Source organism: Micromonospora sp. NPDC005172, assembly GCF_040608555.1.
Classification (GTDB): domain Bacteria; phylum Actinomycetota; class Actinomycetes; order Mycobacteriales; family Micromonosporaceae; genus Micromonospora.
Window position 1 is genome coordinate 77899 of the sequence record NZ_JBEXIL010000012.1, and the last position, 11750, is coordinate 89648.

12 protein-coding genes and 1 tRNA gene are annotated in these 11750 nt (G+C 71.3%); 8 read left to right on the plus strand and 5 right to left on the minus strand.

Features of this window, described 5'->3' with window-relative positions:
* Positions 1–4 precede the first annotated feature (4 nt).
* From ABZV06_RS10990 to ABZV06_RS11005, 4 genes are all read left to right on the plus strand, one after another.
* Positions 5–1327: an oligosaccharide flippase family protein gene (locus ABZV06_RS10990; RefSeq protein ID WP_355620439.1), complete on the plus strand. Its 1323-nt coding sequence runs from the start codon at positions 5–7 to the stop codon at positions 1325–1327.
* Positions 1317–2495 (plus strand): polysaccharide pyruvyl transferase family protein, encoded by a 1179-nt coding sequence (locus ABZV06_RS10995; RefSeq protein WP_355620442.1) that lies wholly within the window; start codon positions 1317–1319, stop codon positions 2493–2495. Before ABZV06_RS10990 ends, ABZV06_RS10995 begins: the two co-directional genes overlap by 11 nt.
* On the plus strand, positions 2492–3724 hold the full coding sequence (locus ABZV06_RS11000; RefSeq protein WP_355232856.1) for an endo-1,4-beta-xylanase: 1233 nt from the start codon (positions 2492–2494) through the stop codon (positions 3722–3724). The genes ABZV06_RS10995 and ABZV06_RS11000 overlap by 4 nt, the downstream gene beginning before the upstream one ends.
* 170 nt (positions 3725–3894) lie before the next feature.
* Positions 3895–5349: a sugar transferase gene (locus ABZV06_RS11005; protein ID WP_355233078.1), complete on the plus strand. Its 1455-nt coding sequence runs from the start codon at positions 3895–3897 to the stop codon at positions 5347–5349.
* A gap of 69 nt (positions 5350–5418) precedes the next feature.
* Here ABZV06_RS11005 and ABZV06_RS11010 read toward each other — a convergent pair whose 3' ends face one another.
* Positions 5419–6498 carry an LCP family protein gene (locus ABZV06_RS11010; RefSeq protein ID WP_355620445.1) on the minus strand — a complete coding sequence of 360 codons (1080 nt, stop codon included), beginning with the start codon at positions 6496–6498 and terminating at the stop codon, positions 5419–5421.
* A gap of 115 nt (positions 6499–6613) precedes the next feature.
* Here ABZV06_RS11010 and ABZV06_RS11015 point away from each other — a divergent pair, with 115 nt between their 5' ends.
* Both ABZV06_RS11015 and ABZV06_RS11020 read left to right on the plus strand, forming a co-directional pair.
* Positions 6614–7432 (plus strand): MOSC N-terminal beta barrel domain-containing protein, encoded by an 819-nt coding sequence (locus ABZV06_RS11015; RefSeq protein WP_355620572.1) that lies wholly within the window; start codon positions 6614–6616, stop codon positions 7430–7432.
* Between the two features lie 96 nt (positions 7433–7528).
* The gene (locus ABZV06_RS11020; RefSeq protein ID WP_355620448.1) at positions 7529–8563 is read left to right on the plus strand and encodes an expansin EXLX1 family cellulose-binding protein; all 1035 of its coding nucleotides are present in this window, start codon (positions 7529–7531) and stop codon (positions 8561–8563) included.
* Between the two features lie 105 nt (positions 8564–8668).
* On the opposite strand, the gene ABZV06_RS11025 is transcribed toward ABZV06_RS11020, so the two are convergent.
* The 4 genes from ABZV06_RS11025 to bcp all read right to left on the minus strand — a co-directional run bounded on the left by ABZV06_RS11025 (position 8669) and on the right by bcp (position 10434).
* A complete protein-coding gene (locus tag ABZV06_RS11025; protein WP_355232859.1) occupies positions 8669–9196 on the minus strand; it encodes a GNAT family N-acetyltransferase in 528 nt (175 codons plus the stop codon).
* Positions 9197–9265: 69 nt separating this feature from the next.
* Positions 9266–9339 (minus strand) — tRNA-Leu (locus ABZV06_RS11030).
* Positions 9330–9926 carry an HNH endonuclease signature motif containing protein gene (locus ABZV06_RS11035; RefSeq protein WP_355232860.1) on the minus strand — a complete coding sequence of 199 codons (597 nt, stop codon included), beginning with the start codon at positions 9924–9926 and terminating at the stop codon, positions 9330–9332. Before ABZV06_RS11035 ends, ABZV06_RS11030 begins: the two co-directional genes overlap by 10 nt.
* 31 nt (positions 9927–9957) lie before the next feature.
* A complete protein-coding gene (gene bcp / locus ABZV06_RS11040) occupies positions 9958–10434 on the minus strand; it encodes a thioredoxin-dependent thiol peroxidase (protein WP_355620451.1) in 477 nt (158 codons plus the stop codon).
* Positions 10435–10607: 173 nt separating this feature from the next.
* On the opposite strand from bcp, the gene ABZV06_RS11045 reads away from it, so the two are divergent.
* Complete coding sequence (locus ABZV06_RS11045) at positions 10608–11324, plus strand: energy-coupling factor ABC transporter permease (RefSeq protein ID WP_355232862.1); 717 nt, start codon at positions 10608–10610, stop codon at positions 11322–11324.
* A complete protein-coding gene (locus ABZV06_RS11050; RefSeq protein WP_355232863.1) occupies positions 11321–11740 on the plus strand; it encodes a PDGLE domain-containing protein in 420 nt (139 codons plus the stop codon). The genes ABZV06_RS11045 and ABZV06_RS11050 overlap by 4 nt, the downstream gene beginning before the upstream one ends.
* Positions 11741–11750: the final 10 nt, after the last annotated feature.

Genomic DNA, 11750 nt, shown 5'->3' on the forward strand with positions numbered 1-11750 from the left:
GCGGGTGACGCGGGTCCTGATCCACCTCGGCATGCTGGGCCTGAGCCAGGTCGGCGTCACCGTCGCGGCCTTCGCCACCCAGATCCTGCTGGCCCGCAGCCTCCCGCAGGCGGCGTTCGGCACCCTGACCGCCGCCCTCGCGGTGGTGTCACTGACCGCGCCGTTGGCCGTCTTCGGTGTCTCCGAACTGTGGTTGCAGCGGTTCGGGCAGGAGGGGGAGCGGGCGTACCGCTGGGTGGGCCCCTCGCTGCGCCTGGTGCTGATCACCTGCCTGTTGATCGTCGCCGGCACGCTGGCGTGGGCCGCCGCCGAGATGCGCGATCCGGCCGAGGGTGGGGTGCGTGCCCTGCTGGCGAGTGTGGTCGTCGCGCAGGCCGGCCTCGCGCTCGTCGCGTCGGTGCAGCAACTGCGCGGCGCGTACGGCGGGCTGTCGACGTTGCAGGCCGCGCCGCACCTGGGCCGGGTGCTGGTGGTGCTCGCCGTGTGGCTGTTCGGGCTCTCGGTGGTGGCGGCGGCGGCGGGTTACGCGGTGGTCGCCCTGCTGACCGTGGTGGCCTGCGCTGTCGTCATGCGGCCCTTCGTCCGGGGTGAGATGCCGCTGGAGGGGCACACGACCAGCGGGGAGCCGTCCGGCCCGGCGGTGCCGGTGACCGCTGTCGCCCGGGCCGCCACCCCGTTCGTGCTGGGCAACGTGTTCTACCTGATCGGCATGTACCTGGGCACGGTGACCGTGGCCGAGGTACGTGGTCCCGAGGCGGCCGCGGTGCTGTCCGTCCCGATGTCCGTGTTGACCGCCGTCTACCTCGTACCCCGGGTGGCCTTCCAGCAGTACTTCCTGGCCAAGCTGCACCGGTGGTCGCAGACCGACCGGGACGCGATCCTGCTGGCGTACCGCTTCGGCGGCAGCGGGATGTTCGCGTTGGGCGCGGTCATCGCGGTGCTGGTGGTGCTCTTCGCCCTGCCGGGGCTGCCGTTCCTGCTCGGTCCGGAATACCGGGAGTCCGCCACCGTCCTGGCCGTGCTCGCCCTGGCGATCCCGTTCCGGTTCGCCGGTGCGGCGGTGGCCTCGCTGCTCACCAGCGGCGGCCTGCTCCGCCGCAAGGTCGTCTACCAGGGGGTGGGCGCTCTGGTGTTCGTGGTGGCCCTGGCCGTCGCCACGCCACTCTGGGGCATCATGGGTGCGGCGGCGGCGACCGTCGCGGCGGAGATCGTCCTCTGTGTTCTGTTCTGGATCGCGGTCCGCCGACGGGTCGTCGGCGACGCCGATCTGCCGTCGTGGCACGATCTGCGCCAGCGTCTGACAAAGGGGGCCCCGCGTGCGTCCTGAACCGAGTGCGGCGGCTCGGCGTCCCCTCGTGGTCGGGTACTACGGCATGGAGAACGTCGGGGACAACGCCTTCTGTGTCGTCCTGGACTGGGCGACCCGCACCTACTGGGGTGCCACCCATCCGGTCTTCGCGGCCCCACCGATGGTCGACCTGCCGGCCGCGAGCGTGGGCCTGAGCCCCCGGTGGTACCGCGGTCACGGGGCCACGATCCGGGCCGGGGTCCTGCTGAGCAAGGCGGCTCTGCTGAGTCGCTCCTCCATGCTGCTCTTCGGTGGTGGCTCGGTCTTTCGGGACATGGGCCCGCTGAGCGAGAAGAAGTTGTTCGCCCTCTTCAGCCGATTCTCCGGGCACCCGATGGCGGCCGTCGGCGTCTCGATCGGCCCGTTCCTGTCCGCCGCCGCGGAACGCCGCCTGGTCGAGGTGCTGAAGCGGATCGACGTCATCGGGGTCCGTGACGCGGCGTCGGAGGAGGTTCTGCGCCGCGCGGGCTATCCGGGCCTGCTCATCCCGGCGGGCGACCTCGCCGGCCTCCTGCCCGAGGCGCTCGGAGAGCCGATCCCCCCACGCCGGCCCCGGCCGACGCCCGGCGCCCGGGCCCGCCTCGGGGTGACCCTGCTCGGCGTGGACCACGAGGCCGCCGCTCCGGACGTGCGGCGGCGCGAGGACGCCCTGATCGAGGGCGTACGGGCGCTGGTGCTCAAGGAACCGGTGGACGTCACCGTCTTCGTCTTCAACACCCACCCCGAGCACGGCGACGAGCAGGTCAGCGAGCGGCTCCGCGCGGCGGTGGCCGGCACCTGCGACGTGCGGGTGGTGACGGCGCGGGACGGCGTACGGGCCTGTTGGGACGAGATGAAACGGTGTGACCTCGGGTTGCACATGCGGTTGCACGGAGCGGTCTTCGCCTACCTGGCCGGCGTGCCCTTCGCCCTGGTGCCGTACCAGCAGAAGTGCGACGACTTCCTCGACGACATCGACCAGCCCGCGTCACTGCGGCTCGGTCGGGTTCCCGAGGATCCCGCCGAGGTGACGCGTGTGCTGGCCGGCATGCTCACCGACGACGCGGTTCCCGGCCTCACCCGCGAGGAGTTCGCCGAGCGGGCACGCTGGAACTTCACCCAGGCGCCGTGGGCGCTCCGCGCCGCAGCGGACCCGTCCGCAGGGTGACCGAGCAGGTGTTCATGCAGGAGCGCGAGCCGGCCACACCGCCGCCGGCCGCGCCCCGGCAGCCTGTCGTGACACCGGTGACCGTCCCGTCGGCGCCACCGCGCCGGGTGGTGCTGCCCGTGGCGCTCGCGCTCGTGGTCGTCGCGCTCCTGACCACCGGACTCGCGGTGGCGTACGGGACCGAGCGCAGGTCCCGGAACACCGCCGCCCCCGCCGTCCCGACCGTGCCGGTGCCCACGGTGTCCCGCCCGCCGTCCCTGCGTGACCTGATGCCGTCGACGATCCGGGTCGGCTCGGCCGCGGACGGCCGCTGGATGAGCCTGGACGCCGAGTACGGCGAACTGCTCGGCTCGGAGTTCAGCGCGATCACGCCCGAGAACGCCATGAAGTGGGGCAACCTCGAGCCGTCGCCGAACGTGTACGTCTGGGCCGGCGCGGACCAGTTGGTCGACTTCGCCGAGCAACGCGACCAGGCGGTCTACGGCCACACCCTGCTGGGACGGACCGACGTGCCCAAGTGGGTGGATCCGAAGTGGTCGGCGGATCAGCTCCGGACGGTGCTGCGGGACCATGTGACCGCCGTGGTGTCCCGCTACCGTGGGCGGGTCTGGGCCTGGGACGTGGTCAACGAGGCGCTCGACGAGGACGGCTCGCTGCGCGACACGCTGTGGCTGCGCAAACTCGGCCCGGGCTTTGTGGCCGAGGTGTTCCGGTGGGCGCACGCGGCCGACCCCGGCGCACGACTGTTCATCAACGACTACGGCGTCGAGGGCCGTACCCGCAAGGCCGACGCCCTCCTCGACCTGGTACGTGAGCTGCGCCGTGCCGGTGTGCCGGTGGACGGCGTCGGGTTCCAGAGCCATCTGCGCTGGGATGAGCAGCCCCGGGACATGGTGGGCAACCTGCGGCGGTTCGCGCAGTTGGGCGTCTCGGTGGCGATCACCGAACTCGACGTACGCATCGCCCTGCCCGAGACCGCCGCCAAGCGGGAACGCCAGGCGGCGCTCTACCGGCAGGTGCTCCGGGCCTGCCTGGCCGTGCCCGCCTGCGTCTCGTTCACCGTCTGGGGCTTCACCGACGGCCGGAGCTGGATTCCGGGATACCACGCCGGCTACGGTGCGGCTTGCATCTTCGACGCGGCCCTGGCTCCTAAACCGGCCCATGCCGCCCTCATCGACGAACTCCGCCGGGTTCCATCCCCCACCGGAGCCGGCCCCGGCCCGGGCTGAGCCCATCTGTTCGCTGACCCCGAAAGACGCAGAGCCCCCGGACGTTGACGACATGCGTCGGTGAAAGGAAGAACGTGTCCGCGCAGACCCAGTTCCTCACGGCTGTCACCTCTCAAGAGGCACCGAGCTACGACCCCGACCTCGGGGTGATCACGCCCCCCTCCAACGGCATGGCCCGGACCGTGTTCGCGCGCCCCGCGCCCCGCGCCAACTGGCGTCGGCGGTACGTGGCCTGGCTGGTGCTGCTCGACGTACTCGCCGCTCTGGCCGCCAGCCGGACGGTGGTCGCCCTGCTCGACGAGGCCGATGCCGGCTTCTGGGACCAGCGGGTCCTGGGCAACATCAGCTCGTTCGCCCTGGTGGTGAACGTCGGGGTGCCGCTGGGATGGCTGATCCTGCTCGTCGCCGCCGGAGCGTACGACCGGCGGGCGCTCGGGCTGGGCACCGAGGAGCTGAAGCGGGTGGCCCGGGCCAACCTCGCGATGGCGGCCACGGTGTCCTTCCTGGCCCTCGGATTCAAGAAGGACCTGTCCCGGGCGACGGTCGCGGCCATCATCATCTGCCTGCTGCTGTACACGCTGGTGGCGCGGTTCGTCGCCCGGGTGGTGCTGCGTCGGATTCGGCGTACCGGGCGCGCCGCACACAAGGTGCTGTTGGTCGGTCGGCTCTCCGACGCGCTCGCCCTGCACGAGGTGGTGACCCGCAACTACGGCGCCGGGCTGCACCCGGTCGCCATCCACCTGCCTCGTCACCCGAGCCCGGGCTCGCGGGTGACGGCCCCGGTGCCCGTCTACGTGGGCTGGGACCTGGTGCCGCTGGTCCAGCAGCTCGGTGCGGACACCATCGCGGTCTGCGGTCCCGCCAGCCTGGAGTCGTACGAGCTGCGCAAGCTGGCCTGGCAACTGGAGGGCACCGGCCTGAACCTCGTGGTGGTCCCGCAGGTCACCGACGTCACCGGTCCCCGTATCCACGTCCGGCCGATCGAGGGCCTGCCGCTGCTCAACGTGGACGAGCCGACCATCTCGGGCCTGTCGCTGCTGGCCAAGAACGTGCTCGACCGGGTCACCGCCCTGATCGGCCTGGTCGTCCTGAGCCCGGTGCTGCTCGCCATCGCCGTTGCCATCAGGGCCAGTGGCCCGGGGCCGGTCATGTTCCGCCAGACCCGGATCGGCCACGAGGGCCGGGCGTTCAAGGTCTGGAAGTTCCGGACCATGTACATCGACGCGGAGGAGCGGCTGGCGGCCCTGCGCGAGCGGAACGAGAGCGACGGACTTCTCTTCAAGATCAAAGATGATCCTCGGGTCACCCCGATCGGCCGGCACCTGCGGGCGCTCTCACTGGACGAGCTGCCCCAACTGATCAACGTGCTGCGGGGGCAGATGTCGCTTGTCGGCCCGCGCCCACTGCCCACCGAGGACGACGACTACCGCGGTGACGTGCGCCGACGGCTGCTGGTCCGGCCGGGCATCACCGGGCTCTGGCAGATCTCCGGTCGCTCCGACCTGACCTGGGACGACGCGGTCCGCCTCGACCTGCACTACGTGGACAACTGGTCGCTCGTGTACGACCTGGCCATCCTCTGGAAGACGGTAAGCGTCGTGTTGGCCCGCCGGGGCGCGTACTGATCCGCCCCCACCCGCCTACGGCGACGGGCGGCGGCCTCGCGGCCACCGCCCGTCGTCCCACCTATGCGGCTACTTCTTGCTGCCGAGGCTGACGATCTCGCCGACGGAGTCCCGCCGGACCGCGTCGTAGAACGTCTTCACCCGCGCCTTGTCGGCGAACACCACGCTCTCCGAGCCGACCTGGCCGGTGCCCTTGGTCGGACTGGTCAGGAACGTCATGTTGCCGCCCCGGACCCCACGCAGTTGCGTCGCCATGTCCAGCAGGGACAGGTCCTTGTCCACCGAGACGGAGTTCGAGGTGGCCTTGAGGAAGTCGTTGAGCTTGACGGGGTTGGTGATGATGCCACCGGACGACGCCTTGTCGATGATCGCGCGAATCACCTGCTGCTGGTGGCGGATCCGGGCGAAATCACCGTCCGCGAACTGCTTACGCTGACGTGAGTAGTCCAGGGCGGTCTCGCCGTCCATCCGCTGCACACCCTGCTTGAACGTACGGAACGGTTCGTGGATCGAGGTGAAGGTCTTCTCGGAGTCGATGTCGATGCCACCCAGCGCGTCGATGATCTCCTTGAAACCCGCGAAGTCGATCACAGCCACGTGGTCCACCCGGACACCGCTGAACGACTCCACGGTCTGCACCATGAGCGGAATCCCGCCCCACGCGTAGGCCGCGTTGACCTTCGCGTCCCGCCCGCCGTGGTTGCCGTCCTTCGACTTGGGCACCGGCACCCAGGTGTCCCGCGGAATCGAGATCAGCTGTGCGCTCGACCGGTCCTTCGGCAGGTGGGCCAGGATGATCGTGTCGGTGCGCGACCCGCTCGTCCGCTCCGGGTCACGCGAGTCGCTGCCCAGGATCATGATGTTCGTGGCGCCCGCCACGACCGGCTGGGGCCGCGACTCCTCCGGCACACCGTCGAAGGCGTCGACCCGTTCGATGTCCGACTCGACCGACCGCAGGTAGAGCCCGCCGGCCACCACACCACCGGCACCCAGCACCACCAGCGCCAGCAGGCTGATCAGGAGGATCCGACCCCACCGGCGACGGCGCCGCGGAACATCCGGCGTTGGTTCCTCGGTGGACTCCACAGAGGCGGCGGCACCGATCGTCGGCTCCGCCCCGGGCCCCGAGGTCTGTTCACGATGTGGCATGGGCGCGATGCTACTGAAGCCGGTTCCGCGCCGGGTACCCTCGTGCGGCCGTGTCCGTTCCGCGCCGACCACCGGTACCCCGGCGACGGCATCGGCGTGCCATGGTAGCCAGGTGCTGCGGCTGACCTCGATTCACACGTACCCCGTCAAGGGTTGTCACCGGCTCGACCACGACGACGCGTTCGTGCAGCCGTGGGGCCTGGCCGGCGACCGACGCTGGATGGTGGTGGACGCCGACGGCGTCGGCGTCACCCAGCGCGAGACGACCCGCCTCGTCGGTCTGCGGGCCACCGTGCGACCGGGCGGCCTGGTGCTGCGCGCCGACGGGCTGCCAGACCTCGACGTGCCGGAGCCGGCCAGCGGCGACCCGGTGCCGGTACGGACCTTCCGCAGCCGGACGACCTCCGTCCCCGCGCTGCCCGCCGGCCCGGCCGCCGACGCCTGGCTCCGCGCGCTCCTGGACCGAACCGTCCGCCTCGTCTGGTTGGCCAGCCCGACCCGGCACCTGGCCGCCGCCACGCGCGAGTACGACACCGGCGACCAGGTCAGCTTCGCCGAAGCCTACCCGCTGCTGCTGACCAGCACCGCCTCCCTTGACGCCCTCAACGGCTGGCTCGCCGACGCCAGAGAGGAGCCGGTGCCGATGACGCGCTTCCGGCCCAACCTCGTCGTCGACGGCGCGCCGCCCTGGGCCGAGGACGGCTGGGCGGGCCGGTCGCTGCGCGTCGGCGACGTGCGGCTGCGCGCCGCCGGGCCGTGCGACCGCTGCGTGGTCACCACCACCGACCAGGAGACCGGGGTACGCGCGAAGGAGCCCCTGCGCACGCTCGGCCGCTACCGCAACATCCGTCAGAAGCTCCTGTTCGGACTGAACGTGGTGCCCGTCGACGGTGGCCCGTTGCGCGTCGGCGACCCGGTCGTCGTCGAACCCTGACCGGCCGACGGCACCGCCGTCACCGTCCGTCGATGCAGTCTTAGCTTTCGCTTAGCCGGCTTGTCCGCCGCACACCGGTCCGGCAGCATCGCCGACGTGACCGACGGAAGCGCTCCCGGCGGCGTCGACAGTCCCGCCGTCGCCGTCAAGGACGTCGACATCGAACTCGACCTGGAGCGTGCGCCGGACGACCGGCCCGCCTCCTCCTCCGGCCCGGTGCCCTGGCTGGTCGCCACCGGCGTCACCGTGCTCGCGGCGGCGCTCGGGCTCACCCTGGCCCTCCGATCCGGCTCCACACCCGCCTGCGCCGCCGGGCGGACGCTCGCCGCCGCGCCGCCCACCGGCACCGCCAACCACAGCGGCAAGGCGACCTTCTACGACTCGAAAGGCGCCGGCGGCAACTGCTCGAATCCGGCCGCGCCAGCCAACCGGCTCTACGTCGCGCTCGGCCCCACGGAGTACGCCGCGGGCGCCGCCTGCGGCGGCTTCCTCGACGTCACCGGCCCGAAGGGCACCGTCCGTGTCCTCATCATGGACCAGTGCCCCGAGTGCGAACCGGGACACCTCGACCTGTCCCGGGAAGCGTTCGCCCGCATCGCCGACCCGGTACAGGGCCTCGTCCAGGTCACCTACCGCGCGGTGGTCGACCCCCCACTTCCCGGCCCGCTGACCTTCCGGATCAAGGAGGGCGCGTCGCAGTTCTGGTTCGCCGTCCGAATCGGCAACCACGGCAACCCCCTGCGCGCCGTCGAGGTGCGCCAGGGCACCAGCGGCCCCTGGCGCGCCACGGCTCGGCAGGACTACAACTACTGGCTGCTGGCCTCCGGAGCAGGCCCCGGCCCGTACAGCGTGCGGGTCACCGACGTGTACGACCACCGGGTCACCGTGTCCGGCATCCGGATGACACCGGGCCAGGTGCAGACGAGTGTGGTGCGGATGTACGAGCGTGGCGTCGTCGCCACCACCAAGCGTCCGCCCGCGACGGCCCGGCCGCCAGCCGCACGACCCGGCGGTACGCCGACACCGGCCGACCGGCCCGCCAAGGTGGCCGTGGCGAGCGCGCCGGCCACCCCGGCCGCCGACGGGCCCTCCACCCGACCCGCCGGGGCGACCGCGCGCTGGTGCGGCTGAATCGTTCGCGGTGGCCGACTCGGCCCGGTGGCGGCCCGGCCTGCTGAGGGCTCGGCCTGCTGGCGCCTGGCCTGCTGGCGTTTCGGCCTGGTCGCTACTGGTCCCTCAGTCGGTCGGGGTCAGGTCGAGCCACATGAGGATCTCGTCGCGGTCGTCGTCCGGTGCCACGCGCAGCGCGCCCGGCAGTCGACCGATCTCCCGGTATCCGAGGCGACGGTAGAACCCGTCCAGCCCCAACCCGTCGCGCACCGTCACGTGCAGCGCCTCGTGGCCCATCGTGCGGCCCAGTCGGGCGGCCTCGCGCATCAGCGCCGACCCGTAGCCCGCGCCCTGGACGTCGGGGTGAACCATCACCCGCTTCAACACACACCAGTGCGCCTTGAGGGGGAACCGGTTGTCGGCGAAGACCAGCACGGCGGCGAGCCGATCGCCGTCGTACCCGATCAGGAGGCGGTCCGGCCCGTCGGCGATGCCCGCGAACGTCGGGTCGGCGATCGTACGGACATCGGCAGCGGTCACCGGAGGGACGAAGCCGACCGCGCCGCCGGCGTTGCTGGCGTCCACCCAGAGGGCGACGATCTCGGCGCGCAGCCGCGGGGTCAGCTCGGGATCCAGGACGAAACGCAGAGTCACGCGCCCATCCTGGCGGCTCGGTCGGGCTCGTGGCCTGCGACCGTGACGCGTTCGACAGCCGATCTGTTGTGGGGCCGACGGGATTCGAACCCGCACTGGTGCGGACCTAAACCGCATGCCTCCTGCCGTTGGGCTACGGCCCCTTGAAACTGAACTCCACCAGCGTCCACGGCCATTCCGGTCGACGAGGTAGTCGCCGGCCTATCCGGAAACCCGTTGGAGTGACCGCCTCAGGATCGTAGACCACCTCGGGCGCAATGGGTGCAGCCCGTCGTTGCCCAGCGTACGTGGAGGTCTGGCTGTGGCAGTTCGGGCACAGCAGCCGCAGGTTGCAGGGCCGGTTGTCGAGGAAGTCACCGTTGATGTGATCGACGTGCAACGTCAGCGGTCGACCCTGCCACGTTGATCCTGTCCCACAAGCCTCGCAGCTTTCCGGGAGACCGATTGTCGCCAGGGCGCGCTTGAGCCGAAATCCAGGAATTCGACGAGAGCCCTCAGGCAGCACGACCATCAGTTCATTGGGGGACAACCGGCGCCACCGTCTGCCCCGGTTGTGCGCCTGCCCAGTGAAGTGCGACGTGTCGATGCCGAACTTCTTGAGCTGTCGGCTGATGTGCGCGTGCGAGCCGCCGCTGACGCGTACACCGAGCAGCCGCATCACCTCGGTGATGTTGTGGGCTACGGCGGCGGCCTCGGCGAGCAACTCCGGTGTGTATTTGTACCGAACCATTCACGCACGGTAGTGCTGGTGTCCGACAGTCTCAGTCGAGCCCGAGGTCGCGGCGGAGTTTGGCGACGTGCCCGGTGGCCTTGACGTTGTAGAGCGCCCGTTCGATCTTGCCGTCGGCGTCGATGACGAACGTCGAGCGGATCACGCCGGTCACGGTCCTGCCGTACGACTGCTTCTCGCCGTACGCGCCGTAGGCGGTGAGCACCGTCTTGTCCACGTCCGACACCAGCGGGAAGGTGATGGCGTCGCGGTCGCGGAACTTCGCCAGCTTCTCCGGCTTGTCGGGGGAGATGCCGATGACCTCGTAGCCGGCCGCCTGGAGCGAGGCGAGCGAGTCGCGGAAGTCGCACGCCTGCTTGGTGCAGCCGGGGGTCATCGCGGCCGGGTAGGCGTACAGGACCACCTTGCGGCCCCGCAGGTCGGCGAGGGAGATCTGGTCGCCGGTGTCGGTGGGCAGGGTCCACTCGGGCGCGGGGTCACCGGGGGAGAGACGATCGGGCGCGGTCATGGCCCCGACCCTACCGTCGCGCCGGTAGGTGCCGGGGTCGGCGGCGCGCCCGCCGCGTCCGGCAAAGGTGATCAAGGCCATCCGTTGTTGCCAGAGTCTGGCAACAACAAGTCGCAGGAAATAGGCTGACCCCCGCCGGGCCCGGACGGGTTCGCTGACGCGTGGGAGGTCGCGTGGAAACACTGGCGATGCACATCTCGAACGGGATCATCAACGGTCCCGTTGCGGCGATCTTCGCTGCGCTCGCTCTCGTCGCGCTCACCTACTGCGTCCTGCGCGGCCGGCGGGACCTGGACGACCGGCTCGCCCCGATGGCCGGCCTGGTCGCCGCGTTCATCTTCGCGGTCCAGATGCTCAACTTCCCGATCTTCACGGCGGGCGTGAGCGGCCACCTGCTCGGCGGCGCGCTCGCCGCGATGCTGGTCGGGCCGTGGGTCGGCGCGCTCTGCGTGGCCGTGGTCCTCGTCGTGCAGGCGCTGGTCTTCGGTGACGGTGGCGTGGCGATGCTCGGCCTGAACATCACCAACATGGCGCTGCTCGGCACCGCCGCGGCGTACCTGCTGATCGCGCTGCTGCTGCGGGTGCTGCCCCGCACCCGGGCGGGCCTGGCGGTGACCGCGTTCGTCGCCGCGACGCTCAGCGTGGTGGTCGCGTCCCAGGGCTTCGTCGTGGAGTACTGGCTGGGCGGCACCACCGACCTCGGCAACAACCTCGCCGGGCTGGCCGGCACGATGGCCGGCGTCCACGTGCTCATCGGCATCGGCGAGGGTCTGATCACCGCGACGACCGTGCTCACCGTCGCGAAGGTCCGCCCCGACCTGGTGTACGCGCTGCGTTCCCGCCGTACCCCCACCACCCCCGCTGTCCCGGTCTCCGGAGGTGTCCGATGAAGAACCGTTCCTGGGCCTTCCTGGCCGGCGGCCTGCTGGTCGCCCTGCTGCTCGCCGGCGTCGTGAGCAACTACGCCTCGTCGCACCCGGACGGGCTGGACTCCTCCCTGCTCAAGGGCTGCACCGTCGACGCCGACGACACCATCGTCGGTGGCAGCTGCCCGGCCCAGCAGGCGAAGGACCACGAGTTGGGGGACAGCCCGCTCGCCGACTACGGCGTGCGGGGCGTGGAGAACAGCTTCCTGTCCACCGGCCTCTCCGGCGTGCTCGGAGTGCTGGTGACCTTCGCGATCGGCCTCGGTGGCTTCTGGCTGCTGCGCCGCCGGGGGACCACGCCGGCCACGGGTGACGACGGCACGTCCGCCGAGGGCGACGCGGTCACCGCCGGTCGCGGCCGCACCGGCACGAGCGACTGAGCAGGGGGTA

Excerpts from the sequence above, each read along its gene's own strand:
- ABZV06_RS11005 (WP_355233078.1), top strand. The coding sequence starts at position 3,895 with ATGGCCCGGACCGTGTTCGCGCGCCCCGCGCCCCGCGCCAACTGGCGT.
- ABZV06_RS11010 (WP_355620445.1), bottom strand. The coding sequence starts at position 6,498 with ATGCCACATCGTGAACAGACCTCGGGGCCCGGGGCGGAGCCGACGATC.
- ABZV06_RS11035 (WP_355232860.1), bottom strand. The coding sequence starts at position 9,926 with ATGGTTCGGTACAAATACACACCGGAGTTGCTCGCCGAGGCCGCCGCC.
- bcp (WP_355620451.1), bottom strand. The coding sequence starts at position 10,434 with ATGACCGCGCCCGATCGTCTCTCCCCCGGTGACCCCGCGCCCGAGTGG.
- ABZV06_RS11050 (WP_355232863.1), top strand. The coding sequence starts at position 11,321 with ATGAAGAACCGTTCCTGGGCCTTCCTGGCCGGCGGCCTGCTGGTCGCC.